General features: G+C 70.6%; 16 protein-coding genes. 5 read left to right on the forward strand and 11 right to left on the reverse strand.

All coding sequences use genetic code 11. The features are described 5' to 3' along the window. The first annotated feature begins 21 nt into the window (after positions 1-21). The 5 genes from A3Q37_RS16685 to A3Q37_RS16705 all read left to right on the forward strand — a co-directional run bounded on the left by A3Q37_RS16685 (position 22) and on the right by A3Q37_RS16705 (position 5,249). Positions 22-2,016: a CocE/NonD family hydrolase gene (locus tag A3Q37_RS16685; protein ID WP_065485120.1), complete on the forward strand. Its 1,995-nt coding sequence runs from the start codon at positions 22-24 to the stop codon at positions 2,014-2,016. A gap of 185 nt (positions 2,017-2,201) precedes the next feature. Next, complete coding sequence (gene fahA / locus A3Q37_RS16690) at positions 2,202-3,431, forward strand: fumarylacetoacetase (RefSeq protein WP_065485122.1); 1,230 nt, start codon at positions 2,202-2,204, stop codon at positions 3,429-3,431. After that, positions 3,428-4,147, forward strand: coding sequence for a GPP34 family phosphoprotein (locus tag A3Q37_RS16695; RefSeq protein ID WP_065485124.1), 720 nt, complete (start codon positions 3,428-3,430; stop codon positions 4,145-4,147). Before fahA ends, A3Q37_RS16695 begins: the two co-directional genes overlap by 4 nt. Continuing rightward, positions 4,147-4,506, forward strand: a complete 360-nt coding sequence (locus A3Q37_RS16700) for a hypothetical protein (protein WP_065485126.1) — start codon at positions 4,147-4,149, stop codon at positions 4,504-4,506. Before A3Q37_RS16695 ends, A3Q37_RS16700 begins: the two co-directional genes overlap by 1 nt. A 134-nt stretch (positions 4,507-4,640) precedes the next feature. After that, positions 4,641-5,249, forward strand: coding sequence for a Uma2 family endonuclease (locus tag A3Q37_RS16705; RefSeq protein ID WP_065485129.1), 609 nt, complete (start codon positions 4,641-4,643; stop codon positions 5,247-5,249). Between the two features lie 40 nt (positions 5,250-5,289). Here the strand turns inward: A3Q37_RS16705 and recQ are convergent, their stop codons facing one another. From recQ to nuoE, 11 genes are all read right to left on the reverse strand, one after another. Continuing rightward, positions 5,290-7,374, reverse strand: coding sequence for a DNA helicase RecQ (gene recQ, locus A3Q37_RS16710; protein WP_065485131.1), 2,085 nt, complete (start codon positions 7,372-7,374; stop codon positions 5,290-5,292). A gap of 185 nt (positions 7,375-7,559) precedes the next feature. Beyond that, the gene (gene nuoN / locus A3Q37_RS16715; RefSeq protein WP_176711429.1) at positions 7,560-9,224 is read right to left on the reverse strand and encodes an NADH-quinone oxidoreductase subunit NuoN; all 1,665 of its coding nucleotides are present in this window, start codon (positions 9,222-9,224) and stop codon (positions 7,560-7,562) included. After that, a complete protein-coding gene (locus A3Q37_RS16720) occupies positions 9,221-10,792 on the reverse strand; it encodes an NADH-quinone oxidoreductase subunit M (RefSeq protein ID WP_065485135.1) in 1,572 nt (523 codons plus the stop codon). Before A3Q37_RS16720 ends, nuoN begins: the two co-directional genes overlap by 4 nt. 4 nt (positions 10,793-10,796) lie before the next feature. Then, on the reverse strand, positions 10,797-12,692 hold the full coding sequence (gene nuoL / locus A3Q37_RS16725) for an NADH-quinone oxidoreductase subunit L (protein WP_065485137.1): 1,896 nt from the start codon (positions 12,690-12,692) through the stop codon (positions 10,797-10,799). 12 nt (positions 12,693-12,704) lie between these two features. Next, on the reverse strand, positions 12,705-13,004 hold the full coding sequence (gene nuoK, locus A3Q37_RS16730) for an NADH-quinone oxidoreductase subunit NuoK (protein WP_007451729.1): 300 nt from the start codon (positions 13,002-13,004) through the stop codon (positions 12,705-12,707). Beyond that, on the reverse strand, positions 13,001-13,870 hold the full coding sequence (locus A3Q37_RS16735; RefSeq protein WP_065485140.1) for an NADH-quinone oxidoreductase subunit J: 870 nt from the start codon (positions 13,868-13,870) through the stop codon (positions 13,001-13,003). Before A3Q37_RS16735 ends, nuoK begins: the two co-directional genes overlap by 4 nt. After that, on the reverse strand, positions 13,867-14,562 hold the full coding sequence (gene nuoI, locus A3Q37_RS16740; RefSeq protein ID WP_065485142.1) for an NADH-quinone oxidoreductase subunit NuoI: 696 nt from the start codon (positions 14,560-14,562) through the stop codon (positions 13,867-13,869). Before nuoI ends, A3Q37_RS16735 begins: the two co-directional genes overlap by 4 nt. Next, positions 14,555-15,958: an NADH-quinone oxidoreductase subunit NuoH gene (gene nuoH / locus A3Q37_RS16745; protein ID WP_065485144.1), complete on the reverse strand. Its 1,404-nt coding sequence runs from the start codon at positions 15,956-15,958 to the stop codon at positions 14,555-14,557. The genes nuoI and nuoH overlap by 8 nt, the downstream gene beginning before the upstream one ends. Further along, complete coding sequence (locus tag A3Q37_RS16750) at positions 15,955-18,465, reverse strand: NADH-quinone oxidoreductase subunit G (RefSeq protein ID WP_065485146.1); 2,511 nt, start codon at positions 18,463-18,465, stop codon at positions 15,955-15,957. Before A3Q37_RS16750 ends, nuoH begins: the two co-directional genes overlap by 4 nt. After that, positions 18,462-19,844 (reverse strand): NADH-quinone oxidoreductase subunit NuoF, encoded by a 1,383-nt coding sequence (gene nuoF, locus A3Q37_RS16755; protein WP_176711430.1) that lies wholly within the window; start codon positions 19,842-19,844, stop codon positions 18,462-18,464. The genes A3Q37_RS16750 and nuoF overlap by 4 nt, the downstream gene beginning before the upstream one ends. After that, on the reverse strand, positions 19,841-20,695 hold the full coding sequence (nuoE, locus tag A3Q37_RS16760; protein WP_065485150.1) for an NADH-quinone oxidoreductase subunit NuoE: 855 nt from the start codon (positions 20,693-20,695) through the stop codon (positions 19,841-19,843). The genes nuoF and nuoE overlap by 4 nt, the downstream gene beginning before the upstream one ends. Positions 20,696-20,715 lie beyond the last annotated feature (20 nt).

Below are 20,715 nucleotides of genomic sequence, written 5' to 3' on the forward strand. Positions count from 1 at the left end.
CGTCCCCCACCGAGGTGGCCCATGAACATCACGACCGAGTTCCCGTACGAGACCACCCACGAGGACGTCCGTATCCCGCTGCCCGACGGCACCCGGCTCTACGCCCGGATCTGGCGGCCGCTGACCGACGAACCGGTCCCCGCCCTGCTGGAGTACCTGCCCTACCGGCTGAGCGACTGGACCGCGCCGCGCGACTGGCAGCGCCACCCCTGGTACGCGGGCCACGGCTACGCCTCCGTACGGGTCGACGTCCGGGGGCACGGCAACAGCGAGGGGCTGCCGGGCGACGAGTACGACGCGCAGGAGCTGGCCGACGGGGTCGCCGTCGTCCACTGGCTGGCCCAGCAGGAGTGGTGCTCGGGCCGGGTCGGGATGTTCGGGATCTCCTGGGGCGGCTTCAACTCGCTCCAGATCGCCGCGCTCGCCCCCGAGCCGCTGAAGGCGATCGTGACCGTCTGCTCGGCCGACGACCGCTACGACAACGACGTGCACTACATGGGCGGCTCGGTTCTCGCCGTGGACATGCACGCCTGGGCCGCCACCATGCTCGCCTTCGTCTGCCGCCCGCCGGACCCGGCGCAGACCGGCGACGACTGGCGGGAGATGTGGCTGAAGCGGCTGGAGGCCGTCGAGCCCTTCAGCCACACCTGGCTCGCCCACCAGAGCCGCGACGCCTACTGGAAGCACGGCAGCGTCTGCGAGGACTACGGCGCGATCAAGGCGAGCGTCCTCGCGGTCGGCGGCTGGCACGACCCGTACCGCGACACCGTCCTCAGGCTCGTCGAGCACCTGGACCCCGGGCAGGTGCGCGGGATCATCGGCCCGTGGTCGCACCAGTACCCCGACCGGGGGCTGCCGCCGGGGCCCGCGATCGGCTTCCTCCAGGAGACGCTGCGCTGGTGGGACCAGCACCTGAAGGGCAAGGAGACGGGCGTGATGCGGGAGCCGCTGCTGCGGTCCTGGATCAGCGGCTCGCACCCGCCCGCCACGGTGTACGAGACGCTGCCCGGCCGCTGGGTCGGGGACGCCTCCTGGCCCTCGGAGAACGTGAACCCGGCGGCGTACGCCCTCCAGGGCGGCGAGCGGATCGTCGCCTCGCCGCAGCAGACCGGCCTGGACGCGGGCCGCTTCTTCCCGTTCGGCAACGAGGCCGACCTGCCGCCGGACCAGCGGGACGAGGACGCCAAGTCGGTGTCGTTCGAATTCCCCGTCACGGACGCGCCGATCGAGATCCTCGGCCGCCCCCGGGTGAAGCTCCGCCTCCGGATGGACGTGCCGCGCGGCCAGGCCATCGCCCGGCTCTGCGACGTCGCCCCCGACGGCGCCTCGACGCTGGTGACCCGGGGCGTCCTCAACCTCGCCGCCCGGCACGGCCGCGACCGCACCGACGACTGGCCGGCCGGGGAGACCGAGGACGTGGTCTTCGACCTCAACGCGATCGGCCACACCTTCCCGCCCGGCCACCGCATCCGGATCGCGATCTCCTCCGCGTACTGGCCCTGGATCTGGCCGCAGGCCGGTTCGGCGGGCTTCACCCTGGACGCCGACGGGAGCTTCGTCGAGCTGCCGGTGCGCCGCCACACCGAGGACCCGTCGATCACCTTCGGCGAACCGGAACAGTCCGAACCGCTCGGTGTGGTCTACCCGGTCACCCTGGAGGAGCCGCGCCCCGAACGCCTCGTCGTCCGCGATGTCGCCAAGGGCGAATGGCGCCTGGAGGTCGACCCCCGCTACGGCGGTACGCGCGTCTACCCCGACGGCCTCGAATTCACCGAGGACGCCCTGGAGACGTACACGATCCAGCAGGACGACCCGCTCTCCGCACGCACCCGCAGCGACTGGGCGATCCGGCTGCACCGGCCGGAGATGTCCTGGGACGTCCGCATCGAGACCCGCTCCGAGATCGCGGCCGACGAGCACGACTTCATCACCTCCGACGAGGTGATCTGCAAGGACGGCGAGGAGGTCGTCTTCCACCGCACCTGGGAGAAGCGCATTCCGCGCACGGCGGGCTGAGCGGCGGACTTGTCTCCCGCTCGATGTTTCCGGCTCGGTTCCCCCGGATTTCTCGGGGGAACCGGCGGTAACCGATGAACTTTCCGGGCAATACGCACAGTTGGGGATGGTCAGGGCACTGCCGCTGGGTAGGAGCCCCGACGTAACGTGTCCCCAACGCGACCTGGAAAGCGAGGCAGCACCACATGCCCGAGCAGAGCAGCCCGCTCGATCTGGCCGAGGGCGACCCCTTCGGCCCGCACAACCTTCCGTACGGTGTGTTCTCCACCCCCGACCACCCCGACGTCCGCCGGGTCGGCGTCCGCATCGGCAACCACGTCCTGGACGCCGGGGCCGCCGCCCACGCGCTGGGCTCCCCGTACGCGGGGCTGCTGGCACAGCCGAGCCTGACGCCGCTGCTCGCGGCGGGCCGCACCGCCTGGAGCGATGTGCGCCGCGCGCTCACCGCCTGGCTGACCGTCCCCGCCCACCGCGCGGACATCGAGCCGCTGCTGCACCCGGTGGACGCGGTCACCCTGCACCTGCCGTACGAAGTGGCGGACTACGTCGACTTCTACGCCAGCGAGCACCACGCCACCAACGTCGGCAAGATCTTCCGGCCGGACGGCGACGCGCTCACCCCCAACTGGAAGCACCTGCCGATCGGCTACCACGGCCGCTCCGGCACCGTCGTGGTCTCCGGCACCGACGTCGTACGCCCCAGCGGCCAGCGCAAGGCCCCCACCGACCCGACCCCCGTCTTCGGGCCCTCGGTGAAGCTCGACATCGAGGCCGAGGTCGGCTTCGTCGTCGGCGTCCCCTCCGCGCACGGCACCCCGGTCCCGCTGGCCGACTTCCGCGAGCACGTCTTCGGGCTCTTCCTCCTCAACGACTGGTCCGCGCGCGACCTCCAGGCCTGGGAGTACGTGCCGCTCGGCCCGTTCCTCGGCAAGTCCTTCGCCACCTCCGTCTCCGCCTGGGTCACCCCGCTGGAGGCCCTGGACGCGGCCCGCACCGCGCCCCCGGCCCGCGACTTCCCGCTCCTCCCCTACCTCGACGACGCGAACGAGGAAGAGCCGGGCGGCTTCGACATCCGGATCACCGTCGAGATCAACGGCCAGGTCGTCGCCGAGCCGCCGTTCGCCTCGATGTACTGGACGGCGGCCCAGCAGCTCGCGCACATGACGGTGAACGGCGCGTCGCTGCGCACGGGCGATCTGTACGGCTCCGGCACGGTCAGCGGCCCCGAGCCGGCCCAGCGCGGCTCGCTTCTGGAGCTGACGTGGAACGGCCGCGACGCGCTCGAACTGGCCGAGGGCAAGCGGACGTTCCTGGAGGACGGCGACACGGTCACGCTGACCGCCTGGGCCCCGGGCCCGCACGGCACCCGCGTGGGCCTCGGCGATGTGACCGGAAGGATCGTCACCGCGCCATGACGCAGGACGCCTCCGCTCTGACGCTGCCCGAGGAACTGCTTCTGCTGACGCTGGACCCGGAGCGCGGCAAACCGCTCTGCAACCGCACGTATCTGCGGTACGGCACAGCGGGGGCGGTCCTCGCCGAGCTGGAGCTCCAGGGCCGGATACGCGAGGAGCGCGGCCGGGTCCAGGTGGTCAACCCCCTGGACCCGGCCCACCCGCTGCTCGCGTCGCTGCTGACCACGCTCGACCCGCCGTCCGGCAAGAAGAAGCGCTTCCGCCCGGGGACCAGCGCCAAGGCGTGGATCCGGCTGTACGGCCGCAACGCCGAGGAACGCCACCTGGACCACCTGGTGGAACGCGGCGTCCTGCGCCGCGAGACCCGCCGCTTCCTCGGCCTCTTCCCCTACCAGCGGCACTTCCCGGGCGACCCCGACCTGACGGGCGCGACCCGGTGGCACTTCGGCCAGGCGGAGTCCCGGGGCTTCCCGGACCAGCGCAGCCGCGCCCTGGCCGGCCTCGTCTCGGCAACGGGCCTGGCCGGCACCCTCACCACCACCGGCCGCGAGGGCCGCTCCACGATGAAGACCGTACGCCGCACCCTGTGGTTCGCCTCGGCGGTCCACCACAACGTCCGCCAGAACCAGTCCAGCGGCGGAAGCAGCGACGGCGGCAGCAGCTGGAGCGACGGGGGCGGAGGGGGCGGAAGCAGCTGCGGAGGGGGCGGGGACTGATGGAGATACCCGAGACCGGCACCGACGGGGAACCGGCCGGCGACCTGTCGGGGTGCCCTGCCTGCGGAAACCCTCCGGAACGGATCCTCGACGGGCCGAATCTGCGCCCCCCGCACCAGCTGTGGTGGGAATGCCGCGCCTGCCGCTGGGTGGGCGTGCTGTTCACCCACAGCGGCCACCTGGCGACCATGCGGCGGCTCCAGGGCGACGAGGCGGACTGCGTGTTCTGCGGCTGGGAGGAGGAAAACGTCGTGGGCGAACCCTTCGAACGGAACGGCGAACGGCTGGACTGGCTGGTGTGCCTGGCCTGCGGCCGCAGCAACACCCGCCGCCTGGGCCGCATGGTGGACCCGGAGTAGGTCTCACCGCCCTGTCGACACCGCCGCCCGGCCCCGTCACCTTGGCGAGAGGCGTTCACACGTTCGGGCCATCCGGATCCGGTTCCCGGCGGATACGCTGGTCGGGACCGCGAGACTCCTCGCATGGAGCACGGATGAACGAGGACGACCAAACCTCCGAGCCTCAGTGGGCAGTCCCACCCGAGGGCGGCTGGACCGCCGATGACCTGGACACACTCCCGAATCTGCCGTCCCACACGGAGCTGATCGACGGGAGCCTGGTGTTCCCCTGCCCGCAGACGCTCTTCCACTCGCGCGCCATCAGCTTCTTCGGGGAACATCTGCGCGCCGCAGCTCTGCCCGGTACGCATACGATCAGCCGTTTCACCATCGACATCGATCGGCACAACCGTCCCGAACCCGATCTGATCGTCGTGCCCGAAAGGGTCATCCAGAGCATGGACCAGACACGGCTGCCCGCCGATTCCGTGCTGCTGACCGTCGAGGTCGTCTCCGAGGATTCAGTGACCCGCGACCGGGAGACCAAGCCCGTGAAGTACGCCCGCGCGACGATCCCCCACTACTGGCGGGTGGAGAACCACGACGGGCGAGCCGTGGTGTACGTCTTCGAGCGGGAGCCGGCCACCGGGGCGTACACCTCGACCGGGATCTTCCACGACCGGATGAAGGTGTCGGTGCCGTTCCCCGTGGATCTGGACCTGACGGCGATCACGGCCCGCCGCCGGGCGGCGGACCCGGAGTAGGTCTCACCGCCCTGTCGACACCGCTGCCCGGCCACGCTCCTCACTCGTACTCGGGCGGCTCCTCGTCCCAGCCGAACTCGGGGTCGCTGTGCTGCGGGGGCGCGGCCGGGGCTTGCTTACGGGCCGAGGAAGGGGCCGTCGTACGTGGTGCGCGGGCCGGGGCCGCCGGGGCGGGGGCCCGGGGCGCGCGTGCCGGGACCGGGGCCTCGGGGGCCTGGGACGCCGGTTCCTCCGGGGCAGCTCCCGGGGACGTCTGGGCCAGGACCTCCAGGACGCCCTCCCCGTACGTCGCGAGCTTCTTCTCGCCCAGGCCGCTGATGCCTCCCAGCTCCCCGATCGTCGTCGGGTGGACCGTCGCGATCTCCCGCAGCGTCGCGTCGTGGAAGATCACGTACGCCGGGACGCCCTGCTCCTTCGCCGTCGCCCCGCGCCACGCGCGCAGCGCCTCGAAGACGGGGACGGCCGACGGCGGGAGGTCTGCGGCAGCCTTGCCCTTGGCGCCCTTGCCGCTGCCGGACCCGGACGACGAGCGGGACGTCGGCTTCTTCGGCTCCTTGCGGAGCAGCACCTCCCGCTCCCGGCCGAGCACCGTCGCGCTCTCGTCGGTGAGGACCAGCGTGCCGTACTCCCCCTCGACCGCCAGCAGGCCCTGGGCCAGCAGCTGGCGGACCACTCCGCGCCACTCCGCCTCGGCCAGCTCCTCGCCGATGCCGAAGACGGAGAGCTGGTCGTGGTCGAACTGGATGACCTTCGCGGTCTTGCGGCCCAGCAGGATGTCGATGATCTGGCCCGCGCCGAACTTCTGGTTCCGCTCGCGCTTCAGCCGCACCACCGTGGACAAAAGCTTCTGCGCGACGATCGTGCCGTCCCACGTCTCCGGCGGGGTGAGGCAGGTGTCGCAGTTGCCGCAGGCGGGGGCCGTGGGCTCCTGGCCGAAGTAGGTCAGCAGCTGGGCCCGGCGGCACTGGACCGTCTCGCACAGGGCCAGCATGGAGTCCAGATGGGAGGCGGCCCGGCGGCGGAACGCCTCGTCGCCCTCCCCGCCCTGGATGAGCTTGCGCTGCTGGACGACGTCCTGGAGTCCGTACGCCATCCAGGCCGTGGACGGCTCCCCGTCCCGGCCCGCACGGCCGGTCTCCTGGTAGTACCCCTCGACCGACTTGGGCAGGTCGATGTGGGCGACGAAACGGACGTCCGGCTTGTCGATGCCCATGCCGAACGCGATCGTCGCGACGACGACGAGCCCCTCCTCCCGGAGGAACCGCGCCTGGTGGGCGGCGCGCGTGGCGGCGTCCAGGCCCGCGTGGTACGGCACGGCGTCGATGCCGTTGCGGGTCAGATACTCGGCGGTCTTCTCGGTGGAGTTGCGCGAGAGGCAGTAGACGATGCCCGCGTCCCCGTCGTGCTCCTCCTTGAGGAAGGAGAGAAGCTGCTTCTTGGGGTCGGCCTTCGGCACGATCCGGTACTGGATGTTCGGCCGGTCGAAGCTCGCCACGAAGTGCTTCGCGTCCGGCATGCCAAGGCGGCGGGTGATCTCCTCGTGCGTGGCGTTCGTCGCGGTCGCCGTCAGGGCGATGCGCGGCACGTCCGGCCAGCGCTCGCCGAGCACGGACAGGGCCAGATAGTCGGGGCGGAAGTCGTGGCCCCACTGGGCGACGCAGTGCGCCTCGTCGATCGCGAAGACGGAGACCTCACCTCGGGCCAGCAGCGAGAGCGTGGAGTCCAGCCGCAGCCGCTCGGGCGCCAGATAGAGGATGTCCAGCTCGCCCGCGAGGAACTGCGCCTCCATCGAGCGGCGCTCGTCGAAGTCCTGCGTGGAGTTCATGAAGCCGGCCCGGACGCCGAGCGCCCGCAGGGCGTCGACCTGGTCCTGCATGAGGGCGATCAGCGGGGATACGACGACGCCGGTGCCCCGCCGGACCAGGGACGGGATCTGGTAGCAGAGGGACTTTCCGCCGCCGGTGGGCATGAGCACGACCGCGTCGCCGCCCGCCACCACATGCTCGATGATCGCGCCCTGCTCGCCGCGGAACGACTCGTACCCGAAGACGCGGTGCAGTGTCCGCCGCGCCTCGCTCTCGCCGTCCGCGCCGGTGCCGGTCACCGTCCCGGTGGTCTCGTCCATGCTCACGCCCAATGCTCTGTCCCCCGAGGGTCCGCCGAGGGTCCGCTCGCCCGGCCCTGTCCCGTCCTGCTCTCGTCCCCGTCCACGATAGGCGGCTCCTACGACAACGCCGGACGGTCTGTGGATAACCGACCGTCCGGCGCTGCTGCCGCTCATACTGCGGGGCTTCCCCGCGCGGTCTACCGCTACCGCACGAAGACCCCCGCCTGGCTCGCCAGGTCCAGGAAGTACTGCGGGGCCAGGCCCAGCACCAGGGTGACGGCGACGCCGACCGCGATCGTCGTCATGGTCAGCGGGGACGGGACGGCGACCGTGGGGCCGTCCGCCTTCGGCTCGCTGAAGAACATCAGGACGATCACCCGGATGTAGAAGAACGCCGCGACGGCCGACGAGAGCACACCGACGACGACCAGCGCCCCGGCCCCGCCCTCGGCCGCCGCCTTGAACACCGCGAACTTGCCCGAGAACCCGGAGGTCAGCGGGATGCCCGCGAAGGCCAGCAGGAACACCGCGAAGACCGCCGCGACCAGCGGCGAGCGGCGGCCGAGCCCGGCCCACTTCGACAGGTGGGTGGCCTCGCCGCCCGCGTCCCGCACCAGCGTGACGACGGCGAACGCGCCGACCGTCACGAAGGAGTAGGCCAGCAGGTAGAAGAGGACCGAGGAGATGCCCTCCGGGTTGGCCGCGATGACGCCCGCGAGGATGAAGCCCGCGTGCGCGATCGAGGAGTAGGCGAGCAGCCGCTTGATGTCGGTCTGGGTGATCGCGACGATCGCCCCGCCCAGCATCGTGATGATCGCCACCGCCCACAGGACCGGCCGCAGGTCCCAGGTGAGGCCCGGCAGCGCCACGTACAGCAGGCGCAGCAGCGCGCCGAACGCGGCGACCTTCGTGGCCGCGGCCATGAAGCCGGTGACCGGGGTCGGGGCGCCCTGGTAGACGTCCGGGGTCCACATGTGGAACGGGACCGCGCCGACCTTGAAGAGCAGCCCGGTGAGGATCATCGCGCCGCCGATGAGCAGCAGCGCGTCGTTGCCCATGGTGTCGGCGAGTGCGGGGTCGATCTCCAGGACCGAGCCGTCGACGACGTTGGCGATCTCGGCGTACGAGAGGGAGCCCGCGTAGCCGTAGATGAGGGCGATCCCGAAGAGGAGGAACGCCGAGGAGAACGCGCCGAGCAGGAAGTACTTCACGGCCGCCTCCTGCGACATCAGCCGCTTGCGGCGGGCGACGGCGCACAGGAGGTAGAGCGGGAGCGAGAACACTTCCAGCGCGACGAAGAGCGTCAGCAGGTCGTTGGCGGCCGGGAAGACCAGCAGCCCCGCCACCGAGAAGAGGAGCAGCGGGAAGACCTCGGTCATGGTGAACCCGGCCCGCACCGCGGCCTTCTCGCCCTCGCCGCCCGGTACGGCCCCGGGCTGGGCGGCGAACGAGTCGACGCGGTTGCCGTGGCTGCCCGGATCGAGCCGGCGTTCGGCGAAGGTGAACACCGCCACCATGGCGACCAGGAGAATGGTCCCTTGCAGGAACAGGGTGGGGCCGTCGATCGCGATCGCGCCCATGGCCGCGATCTGGGCCTTCGTGGTGCCGTATCCCCCGGCGGCGAGGCCGACGATCGCGGCGAACGAGGCGGCGACCGCCACCACGGTCAGGAAGAGCTGGGTGTGGTAGCGGGCCCGGCGCGGCACGAAGGCCTCGACCAGGATGCCCAGGACGGCGGCGACCACGATGATCAGGACCGGCATCAGCTGGGTGTACTCGATCTTCGGCGCCGTGAACGAGTCGCCCGGCGCCGCCGCTGTCACCCCGCTCGCCGTCGTCCACAGGCTGTGGACAGCTGTTGCGCTCACTTGGCGGCCTCCACCTCGGGCTGGGGGTCCTTCTTCTGTACGTCGGACATGGTGTGCTGCACCGCCGGGTTGACGACCTCGGTGAGCGGCTTCGGGAAGACGCCCAGGAAGATCAGCACGGCGATCAGCGGAACCGCGACCGCCAGCTCACGGGCCCGGAGGTCCGGCATGGAGCGGACCGACTCCTGTACCGGGCCGGTCATCGTGCGCTGGTAGAGGACCAGGACGTAGAGGGCTGCGAGCACGATGCCGGAGGTGGCGATGATGCCGGCCACCGGATACGCGCTGAACGTGCCGACCAGGACCAGGAACTCGCTGACGAACGGGGCGAGTCCGGGCAGCGACAGGGTGGCGAGCCCGCCGATGAGGAACGTCCCGGCCAGCACGGGGGCGACCTTCTGCACCCCGCCGTAGTCCGCGATGAGCCGCGAGCCGCGCCGGGTGATGAGGAAGCCCGCGACCAGCAGCAGCGCGGCCGTGGAGATGCCGTGGTTGACCATGTAGAGCGTGGCGCCCGACTGGCCCTGGCTGGTCATCGCGAAGATGCCCAGGATGATGAAGCCGAAGTGCGAGATCGAGGCATAGGCGATGAGCCGCTTGATGTCGCGCTGGCCGACCGCGAGGAGCGCCCCGTACACGATGGAGATCAGCGCCAGGGTGATGACCACCGGCGTCGCCCACTTGCTGGCCTCCGGGAAGAGCCCGAGGCAGAAGCGGAGCATCGCGAAGGTGCCGACCTTGTCGACGATCGCGGTGATCAGCACGGCGACCGGGGCGGTCGCCTCGCCCATCGCGTTGGGCAGCCAGGTGTGCAGCGGCCACAGCGGGGCCTTCACCGCGAAGGCGAAGAAGAACCCGAGGAACAGCCACCGCTCGGTGCTGGTCGCCATCTCCAGGGAGCCGTTGGCGCGGGCCTCGGCGATCTCGGAGAGCGAGAAGCTGCCCGCGACCACGTAGAGGCCGATGACCGCGGCCAGCATGATCAGACCACCGGCCAGGTTGTAGAGGAGGAACTTGACCGCCGCGTACGAGCGCTGGGTCGCGGCGCTCTCGTCGGTGCCCGCGTGGGCCCGGTCGCCGAAGCCGCCGATGAGGAAGTACATCGGGATGAGCATGGCTTCGAACAGGATGTAGAAGAGGAAGACGTCGGTCGCGAGGAACGACAGGATCACCATGGCCTCGACCATGAGGATCAGCGCGAAGAAGCCCTGGGTGGGCCGCCAGCGCGAGGACTTCGTCTCCAGGGGGTCGGCGTCGTGCCAGGCGGCCGCGATGACGAACGGGATGAGCAGCGCGGTGAGGCCGAGGAGGACCACCCCGATGCCGTCGACGCCCAGTTCGTACCGGACGCCGAAGTCGGCGATCCAGGACCGGGACTCGGTGAGCTGGTAGCGGTCGCCGCCCGGTTCGAAGCGGGCGAAGACGACGGCCGCCAGGACGAGCGTGCCGAGCGAGAAGAGCAGCGCGAGCCATTTGGCCGCGGTGCGCCGTGCGGCGGGGACGGCGGCGGTGGCGATCGCGCCGATCGCCGGGAGCGCCGCCGTCGCGGTCAGGAGGGGAAAGGACATGTGATCAGACCGCCCTCATCAGCAGGGTCGCGGCGATGACGACCGCCGTACCGCCGAACATCGAGACCGCGTAGGTGCGGGCGTAGCCGTTCTGGAGCTTGCGCATCCGGCCGGAGAGCCCGCCGACCGAAGCGGCCGTGCCGTTGACGACGCCGTCGACCAGGGAGTGGTCCACGTAGACCAGCGAGCGGGTGAGGTGCTCGCCGCCGCGGACCAGGACCACGTGGTTGAAGTCGTCCTGGAGGAGATCGCGGCGGGCGGCCCGGGTGAGGACCGAGCCGCGCGGGGCGACGACCGGGACCGGCTTGCGGCCGTACATCGCCCAGGCGATGCCGACGCCGACGACCAGGGCCACCACGGTGGCTCCGGTGACCGTGGCCGCGCTCAGCGGGGAATGCCCGTGGTCGTAACCGGTGACCGGCTCCAGCCAGTTGACGAACCGGTCGCCGATGGCGAAGAACCCGCCCGCGAAGACCGAGCCGAAGGCCAGCACGATCATCGGGATGGTCATCGACCTCGGGGACTCGTGCGGGTGCGGCTCGTGGCCCTCGGCATCCGGCTGCCAGCGCTTCTCGCCGAAGAAGGTCATCAGCATCACGCGCGTCATGTAGAACGCGGTGATCGCGGCGCCCAGCAGGGCGACCGAGCCGAGGATCCAGCCCTCGGTGCCGCCCTTGGCGAAGGCCGCCTCGATGATCTTGTCCTTGGAGAAGAAGCCGGACAGGCCGGGGAAGCCGATGATGGCCAGATAGCCGAGCCCGAAGGTGATGAAGGTGACCGGCATGTACTTCCGCAGGCCGCCGTACTTGCGCATGTCGACCTCGTCGTTCATGCCGTGCATGACGGAGCCCGCGCCGAGGAAGAGCCCGGCCTTGAAGAAGCCGTGCGTCACCAGGTGCATGATCGCGAAGATGTAGCCGATGGGGCCGAGGCCCGCGGCGAGGATCATGTACCCGATCTGCGACATCGTGGAGCCGGCGAGCGCCTTCTTGATGTCGTCCTTCGCGCAACCGACGATCGCACCGAAGATCAGGGTGACCGCACCGACGATGACGACGACCAGCTGGGCGTCCGGGGCGGCGTTGAAGATCGCGCCGGAGCGGACGATCAGATAGACACCGGCGGTGACCATGGTCGCGGCGTGGATGAGGGCGGAGACCGGGGTCGGGCCCTCCATCGCGTCACCGAGCCAGGACTGGAGCGGCACCTGGGCCGACTTGCCGCAGGCGGCCAGCAGCAGCATCAGGCCGATGGCCGTCAGCTTGCCCTGGCTCGTCTCGCCCGCCGACTCCAGCACCGGCCCGAAGGCGAAGGTGCCGAAGGTGGTGAACATCAGCATGATGGCGATCGAGAGGCCCATGTCGCCGACCCGGTTGACCAGGAAGGCCTTCTTCGCGGCGGTGGCCGCGGTGGGCTTGTGCTGCCAGAAGCCGATGAGCAGGAACGACGCCAGACCGACGCCCTCCCACCCGACGTACAGCAGCAGGTAGTTGTCGGCGATGACCAGGATGAGCATCGCCGCGAGGAACAGGTTCAGGTAGCCGAAGAAGCGGCGCCTGCGCTCGTCGTGCTCCATATAGCCGATGGAGTAGATGTGGATCAGCGTGCCCACACCGGTGATGAGCAGGACGAACGTCATCGACAACTGGTCGAGCTGGAAGGCGATGTCGGCCTGGAAGCCCTCCACCGGAATCCAGCTGAACAGGTGCTGGTGCAGGGCCCGGTCCTCGGCGCCCTTCCCCAGCATGTCGGTGAAGAGGATCAGTCCGACGACGAACGAGGCGGCGGCGAGCGCGGTACCGAGCCAGTGGCCGGTCTTGTCGAGCCGGCGGCCGCCGCAGAGCAGGACCGCCGCTCCGAGCAGGGGCGCCGCGACGAGCAGCGCAATCAGGTTCTCCACGTTTCCGACCCCTTACAGCTTCATCAGGCTGGCGTCGTCGACCGAGGCCGAGTGGCGGGAGCGGAACAACGACACGATGATCGCGAGTCCGACGACGACTTCCGCTGCGGCGACGACCATCGTGAAGAACGCGACGATCTGCCCGTCGAGGTTGCCGTGCATCCGGGAGAACGTGACGAGCGCCAGATTGCAGGCGTTGAGCATCAGCTCGACGCACATGAACACCACGATCGCGTTCCGCCGGATCAGCACCCCGGAGGCGCCGATCGCGAACAGCAGGGCCGCGAGGTAGAGGTAGTTGACCGGGTTCACTGGGCGGCCTCCGAATTCTCCGCCGCGGACGCGGGGCCTGCCCCGCGTGTCACGGCGTCCGCGTCCTCACGTCCGAGCCGCTCCCCGGAGCGCTGCTCCAGGGCCTTGAGATCGGCGAGGGACTTCTGCGAGACGTCCCGGATCTGACCGCGCTTCCGCAGCGTCTGCATGACGGTGAGGTCGGACGGCGTGCCGTCGGGGAGCAGACCGGGGATGTCCACCGCGTTGTGCCGGGCGTAGACGCCGGGGGCGGGGAGCGGCGGGAGGTGCTTGCCCTCGCGGACGCGCTGCTCGGCCAGCTCCCGCTGGGTCCTGGCCCGTTCGGTGCGCTCGCGGTGGGTGAGCACCATCGCGCCGACCGTCGCCGTGATCAGCAGGGCGCCGGTGATCTCGAAGGCGAAGACGTACTTGGTGAAGATGAGATTGGCGAGTCCCTCGACGTTGCCGCCGTGCCGGGTGTTGGCGGCGCCGAGCCCGTTGAACGTGGAGAGCGAGGCGTTGCCGATGCCCGCGATCAGCAGGATGCCGAAGCCGAGGGCGCATCCGGCGGCCAGCCAGCGCTGCCCCTTGAGGGTCTCCTTGAGGGAGTCCGCCGCGGTGACGCCGACGAGCATGACGACGAAGAGGAACAGCATCATGATCGCGCCGGTGTAGACGACGATCTGGACGACGCCGAGGAAATAGGCCCCGTTGGCGAGGTAGAACACCGCGAGGATGATCATGGTGCCGGCGAGCGAGAGCGCACTGTGCACGGCCTTCTTCAGCAGGACCGTGGCGAGCGCGCCGATCACGGCGACGGTGCCCAGGATCCAGAACTGGAAGGCCTCGCCGGTGGAGGTGGTGGTGGCTGCGGCCAGCGCGTTCACGCGTCCACCCCCTTGTCCTGCCGGGCGTCGGCGGCCCGGGCGGACTCGATGGGGTCCTCGTCGGGCTTGTCGCTCTCGCCCTTGGACACGGCCGTCTGCCGGACCGTACCGGGGGCGGCCTCGGTGACCACGCCCCGGTAGTAGTCCTGTTCGTCCATGCCGGGGTAGATCGCGTGCGGGCTGTCGACCATGCCCTCCTGGAGCCCCGCGAGCAGCTCGTCCTTGGTGTAGATGAGGCTCTCGCGGGTGGTGTTGGCGAGCTCGAACTCGTTCGTCATGGTCAGCGCCCGGGTGGGGCAGGCCTCGATGCAGAGTCCGCACAGGATGCAGCGCGCGTAGTTGATCTGGTAGACGCGGCCGTAGCGTTCGCCCGGGGAGTAGCGCTCCTCCTCGGTGTTGTCCGCGCCCTCCACGTAGATCGCGTCGGCGGGACACGCCCAGGCGCACAGCTCGCAGCCGACGCACTTCTCCAGGCCGTCCGGGTGGCGGTTGAGCTGGTGGCGGCCGTGGAAGCGGGGCGCCGTCGTCTTCGGCGTCTCCGGATACTGCTCGGTGAGCCGCTTCTTGAACATGGCCTTGAAGGTCACGCCGAAGCCGGCCACCGGGTTCTGGAACTTCTCCCCCGGCTCCTCTGCCCCGCCCGAGGACCCAGCGGATCCCGATGAGCCCGTGAGCTCTGGTTTCTCAGACACCGCCGGCCTCCTTTCCGTCACTCGCGTTTCCGTCACTCTGAGTATCCGGCCCGCCACTGACAACGAGCTCCCGCTCGCGTCGTGGAGTGCGCCTGGGCACCGGCGGCAGGCTCTGTCCGGGCAGCGGAGGCACCGGGAATCCGCCCGCCATCGGGTCGAAGGCGGGCTCGGGTCCGGCCGCTTCCGCCTCGCTCCGCCGCTTCCGGTCGCGGAACATGTCGACGGCGAAGGAGATCAGCAGGACCGCGAGCACGGCCGCGCCGACGTACAGCACGATCCGGGAGAAGTCGTAGCCCTCGTTGCGCAGCGCGCGGACGGTGGCGACGAGCATCAGCCAGACCACGGAGACCGGGATGAGGACCTTCCAGCCGAGCTTCATCAGCTGGTCGTAGCGGACCCGGGGCAGGGTGCCGCGCAGCCAGATGAAGAAGAAGATCAGCGCCTGGAGCTTGAGGAAGAACCAGAGCATCGGCCACCAGCCGTGGTTCGCCCCCTCCCAGAACGCGGAGACCGGGTACGGGGCCCGCCAGCCGCCGAGGAACAGCGTCACCGCGATCATCGACACGGTCACCATGTGGATGTACTCGGCGAGCATGAACATCGCGAACTTGATCGAGCTGTACTCGGTGTTGAAGCCGCCGACCAGGTCGCCCTCGGACTCCGGCATGTCGAACGGGGCCCGGCTGGCCTCGCCGACCATGGTCACCATGTAGATGATGAAGGAGACCGGTAGCAGGATGATGTACCAGCGGTCCGCCTGCGCCTCCACGATCGTCGAGGTCGACATCGACCCGGAGTAGAGGAAGACCGAGGCGAAGGCGGCGCCCATCGCGATCTCGTAGCTGATCATCTGGGCACAGCTGCGGATTCCGCCGAGCAGCGGGTACGTCGAGCCCGACGACCAGCCGCCGAGGACGAATCCGTACACGCCGACCGAGCCGACCGCGAGGATGTACAGCGCGGCGATCGGCAGGTCGGTCAGCTGCATCGTCGTACGGGTGCCGAAGATGGAGATCTCGTTGCCCGCGGGCCCGAACGGGATGACCGCGATCGCCATGAAGGCGGGGATCGCCGCGAGGATCGGGGCGAGGATGTAGACCGCCTTGTCCGAGCCCTTGACGACCACGTCCTCCTTCAGCATCAGCTTGACGCCGTCGGCGAGCGACTGGAGAAGCCCCCAGGGGCCGTGCCGGTTGGGGCCGATGCGCAGCTGCATCCAGGCGACGACCTTGCGCTCCCAGACGATCGAGAAGAGCACGATCAGCATCAGGAACGCGAAGCAGAAGACCGCCTTGAGCAGCACGAGCCACCAGGGGTCGGTGCCGAACATCGAGAGATCCTCGGCGGCGAGGACGACGCCCTCGGGCGCCGTCGTGAGTGCGGCGAGGCCAGTCACGCTCGTACCTCCGATGGTTCGACGGGAGCGCCCTGTGCGGCGGCGGGGCCGATCCGCACCAGGCCGCCCGGGTTCACGCCGGTGTCGGCGGGGATGCCGCGTCCCACCGAGTTCAGCGGCACCCAGACCACCCGGTCCGGCATGTCGGTGACCTTCAGGGGCAGTTCGACGGTGCCGGCGGGTCCGGTGACGGCGAGCAGGTCGCCGTCCTTGACGCCGGTCTCGGCGGCGGTGACCGCCGAGAGCCGGGCGACGGCCGCGTGCCGGGTTCCGGCGAGCGCGGTGTCGCCCTCCTGGAGCCGGCCGAGGTCGAGCAGCATGCGGTGGCCCGCGAGGACCGCCTCGCCGTCGCCGGGCCGGGGCAGCGGCTGCGCGCCCTCGCGCGGGTCGTCCGCGTGGCCGCCCTCCCAGCCGCCGAGCCGGTCCAGCTCGCGGCGGGCGGCGGTCAGGTCGGGCAGCCCGAAGTGCACGTCCATGGCGTCGGCCAGCATGTGCAGCACCCGGGAGTCGGTCGGCGCGAGCGTCCGGGGCATCTGCTCGGGCTTCAGCGCCGCCTGGAACATCCGGACCCGGCCCTCCCAGTTGAGGAAGGTGCCGGACTTCTCCGCGACGGCGGCGACCGGGAGGACCACGTCCGCCCGGGCGGTGACCGCGCTCGGCCGCAGCTCCAGGGAGACCAGGAAGCCGACCTCGTTCAGCGCCTCGATGGCGCGGTTCGGGTCGGGCAGGTCCTCGACGCCGACGCCGGCGACGAGCAGTGCGCCCAGTTCGCCGGTGGCCGCGGCCTCGACGATCTGGCCGGTGTCGCGGCCGTGGCGGGAGGGCAGTTCGGCCACCCGCCACAGCGCCGCGACCTCGTCACGGGCCCGCGGGTCGGTGGCCGGGCGGCCGCCGGGCAGCAGCGAGGGGAGCGCGCCCGCCTCGATCGCGCCCCGGTCGCCCGCCCGGCGCGGAATCCACACCAGGCGTGCGCCGGTTGCGGTGGCGGTGCGGATCGCGGCGGACAGTGCGCCGGGTACGCCCGCGAGCCGTTCGCCGACGATGATCAGCGCGTGCTCGCCGCGCAACGCCTCGGCGGCCGCGGCCCCTTCGGCCTCCAGGCCGACGCCGCCCGCGAGCGCGTCCAGCCACTCCGTCTCGGTGCCGGGGGCGGCGGGCAGCAGGGTGCCGCCCGCCTTCTCCAGGCCCCGGGTGGCGTGCGAGGCGAGCGCGAAGGTCTTCTGGCCGCTCTTGCGGTGGGCCTTGCGCAGCCTGAGGAAGACTCCGGGGGCCTCCTCCTCGGACTCGAACCCGACGAGGAGGACCGCGGGGGCCTTCTCCAGCGCGGTGTACGTGACGCCCTCGCCGTCGAGGTCCCGGCCGCGGCCGGCGACCCGGGCGGCCAGGAAGTCGGCCTCCTCGGCGCTGTGGACGCGGGAGCGGAAGTCGATGTCGTTGGTGTCGAGGGCGACCCGGGCGAACTTGCTGTACGCGTAGGAGTCCTCGACGGTCAGCCGGCCGCCGGTCAGGACGCCGGTGCGGCCGCGGGCGGCGAGGAGTCCGGCCGCCGCGGCTTCCAGCGCCTCGGGCCAGCTCGCCGGTTCCAGTTCGCCGTCGGCGTTGCGGACCAGCGGGGTGGTGAGGCGGTCGCGCTGCTGGGCGTAGCGGAAGCCGAACCTCCCCTTGTCGCAGATCCACTCCTCGTTGACCTCGGGCTCGTTGGCCGCGAGACGCCGCATGACCTTGCCGCGCCGGTGGTCGGTCCGGGTGGAGCAGCCGCCCGAGCACTGCTCGCACACCGAGGGGGTGGAGACCAGGTCGAAGGGGCGGGAGCGGAACCGGTACGCCGCCGAGGTCAGCGCGCCGACCGGGCAGATCTGGATGGTGTTGCCGGAGAAGTACGACTCGAACGGGTCACCCTCGCCGGTGCCGACCTGCTGGAGCGCGCCGCGCTCGATCAGCTCGATCATCGGGTCGCCCGCCACCTGGTTGGAGAACCGGGTGCAGCGCGCGCAGAGCACGCACCGCTCGCGGTCCAGCAGCACCTGGGTGGAGATCGGGACGGGCTTCTCGAAGGTCCGCTTCTTCCCCTCGAACCGGGAGTCGGCGCCGCCGTGCGACATCGCCTGGTTCTGGAGCGGGCACTCGCCGCCCTTGTCGCAGACGGGGCAGTCCAGCGGGTGGTTGATCAGCAGCAGCTCCATCACGCCCTTCTGCGCCTTCTCGGCGACAGGAGAGGTGATCTGCGACTTGACGACCATGCCGTCGGTGCAGGTGATGGTGCAGGAGGCCATCGGCTTGCGCTGGCCCTCGACCTCGACGATGCACTGGCGGCAGGCGCCGGCGGGGTCGAGGAGCGGGTGGTCGCAGAAGCGCGGGATCTCGATGCCGAGGAGTTCGGCGGCCCGGATGACCAGGGTCCCCTTGGGGACGCTGATCTCGATGCCGTCGATGGTCAGCGTGACCAGGTCCTCGGGCGGAACCGCCGCCTCGCCGCCCCCGGAGGGCGCACTCGTGGTGACTGTCATGCGTTCACCCCCCGGTGAGCGTTCTTGCCGTCGGTGTTCGTGTCGTCGGCCCAGGCCGTGGACCGGGCGGGGTCGAAGGGGCAGCCCTTGCCGGTGATGTGCTGCTCGTACTCCTCGCGGAAGTACTTGAGCGAGGAGAAGATCGGCGAGGCCGCGCCGTCGCCGAGCGCGCAGAACGACTTGCCGTTGATGTTGTCGGCGATGTCGTTGAGCTTGTCGAGGTCGGCCATCTCGCCCTTGCCGGCCTCGATGTCCCGGAGCAACTGGACCAGCCAGTAGGTCCCTTCGCGGCAGGGTGTGCACTTGCCGCAGGACTCGTGGGCGTAGAACTCGGTCCAGCGGGTGACGGCCCGCACGACACAGGTCGTCTCGTCGAAGCACTGGAGCGCCTTGGTGCCGAGCATGGATCCGGCGGCGCCGACGCCCTCGTAGTCGAGGGGGACGTCGAGGTGCTCCTCGGTGAACATCGGGGTGGAGGAGCCGCCCGGCGTCCAGAACTTCAGCCGGTGCCCGGCCCGCATGCCGCCGCTCATGTCGAGGAGCTGACGGAGCGTGATGCCGAGCGGGGCCTCGTACTGGCCGGGGCTGGTGACATGGCCGCTGAGCGAGTAGAGCGTGAAACCCGGGGACTTCTCGCTGCCCATCGACTTGAACCAGTCCTTGCCCTTGTTCAGGATCGCGGGAACCGACGCGATGGACTCGACGTTGTTCACCACAGTGGGACAGGCGTACAGACCGGCGACCGCAGGGAAGGGGGGACGCAGCCGGGGCTGGCCACGCCGTCCTTCGAGAGAGTCGAGCAGCGCGGTTTCCTCACCACAGATGTACGCACCCGCACCCGCGTGCACCGTGAGTTCTAGATCGAGTCCTGAGCCCAGGATGTTCGTCCCCAGATAACCCGCCTCGTACGCCTCTCGTACGGCCTCGTGCAGTCGTCGCAGCACGGGGACGACCTCACCGCGCAGGTAGATGAACGCATGCGAAGAACGGATCGCGTAACAGGCGATCACAATGCCCTCGATGAGGCTATGCGGGTTCGCGAAGAGGAGCGGGATGTCCTTGCAGGTCCCCGGCTCCGACTCGTCGGCGTTGACAACTAGATAGTGCGGTTTGCCATCGCCCTGCGGGATGAACTGCCACTTCATCCCGGTGGGGAAGCCCGCGCCACCGCGGCCGCGCAGACCGGAGTCCTTGACGTACGCGATGAGATCATCGGGCGCCATGGCCAGCGCTTTGCGCAGCCCTTCGTAGCCCTCGTGGCGGCGGTAGGTGTCCAGCGTCCAGGACTCGGGCTGATCCCAGAAGGAGGAGAGGACGGGGGCGAGCAGCTTCTCGGGGCTCGTCCCGTTGTGGTCGATCTCGGCGGCCAAGGTCATCACTCCCCCTCCTCGGCTGCGGGCCCGGCCGGGTGCTCCGGGTCGGAGGCCGAGGTCTGCTGCGGTGCGTCATGAGAGCTCAGGCGCTCGGCCGGCGACGGATCGTGGACCTGCGCGTCGTGCGGCTGCCCGTCCTGGGGCCGTGCGCCCCCGGCTTGTCCGGCGCGCGGGGCGACCACGCGCGCCTTGGGGAGCGCCTCGCCCTTGGCGAGCTTCAGCCCGACGACGGAGGCGGGGCCCGCGCCTCCGGTGGCCTCGACGGCGCCGGGGCGCTCGTCGGGGAAGCCGGCGAGGATGCGGGCGGTCTCCTTGTACGAGCAGAGGGGGGCGCCCCGGGTCGGCTCGACGGTGCGGCCGGCGATCAGGTCGTCGACGAGCTGCGTGGCGCTCTCGGGCGTCTGGTTGTCGAAGAACTCCCAGTTGACCATCACGACGGGCGCGAAGTCGCAGGCGGCGTTGCACTCGATGTGTTCGAGGGTGACCTTGCCGTCCTCGGTGGTCTCGTTGTTGCCGACCCCGAGGTGCTCCTTGAGCGTGTCGAAGATGGCGTCGCCGCCCATCACCGCGCACAGGGTGTTGGTGCAGACGCCGACCTGGTAGTCGCCGCTCGGCCTGCGCCGGTACATGGAGTAGAAGGTGGAGACGGCGGTGACCTCGGCGGTGGTGAGGTCGAGCGTCTCGGCGCAGAAGGCGATGCCCGTACGGGAGACGTAGCCCTCCTCGGACTGCACGAGGTGCAGCAGCGGCAGCAGGGCGGAGCGGCTGCCGGGGTAGCGGGCGAGCACCTCCTTGGCGTCCGCGTCGAGCCGGGCGCGTACCTCGGCCGGGTAGGGGGTGGCGGGGAGCTGCGGCATCCCCAGACTGACGTCTTGGC

This window comes from Streptomyces sp. PTY087I2, from assembly GCF_001687325.1.
GTDB lineage: Bacteria > Actinomycetota > Actinomycetes > Streptomycetales > Streptomycetaceae > Streptomyces.

Coding starts and splice junctions, on each gene's coding strand:
- A3Q37_RS16685 (WP_065485120.1), top strand. CDS start 22: ATGAACATCACGACCGAGTTCCCGTACGAGACCACCCACGAGGACGTC.
- fahA (WP_065485122.1), top strand. CDS start 2,202: ATGCCCGAGCAGAGCAGCCCGCTCGATCTGGCCGAGGGCGACCCCTTC.
- A3Q37_RS16695 (WP_065485124.1), top strand. CDS start 3,428: ATGACGCAGGACGCCTCCGCTCTGACGCTGCCCGAGGAACTGCTTCTG.
- A3Q37_RS16700 (WP_065485126.1), top strand. CDS start 4,147: ATGGAGATACCCGAGACCGGCACCGACGGGGAACCGGCCGGCGACCTG.
- A3Q37_RS16705 (WP_065485129.1), top strand. CDS start 4,641: ATGAACGAGGACGACCAAACCTCCGAGCCTCAGTGGGCAGTCCCACCC.
- recQ (WP_065485131.1), bottom strand. CDS start 7,374: ATGGACGAGACCACCGGGACGGTGACCGGCACCGGCGCGGACGGCGAG.
- A3Q37_RS16720 (WP_065485135.1), bottom strand. CDS start 10,792: ATGTCCTTTCCCCTCCTGACCGCGACGGCGGCGCTCCCGGCGATCGGC.
- A3Q37_RS16750 (WP_065485146.1), bottom strand. CDS start 18,465: ATGACAGTCACCACGAGTGCGCCCTCCGGGGGCGGCGAGGCGGCGGTT.
- nuoE (WP_065485150.1), bottom strand. CDS start 20,695: ATGCCGCAGCTCCCCGCCACCCCCTACCCGGCCGAGGTACGCGCCCGG.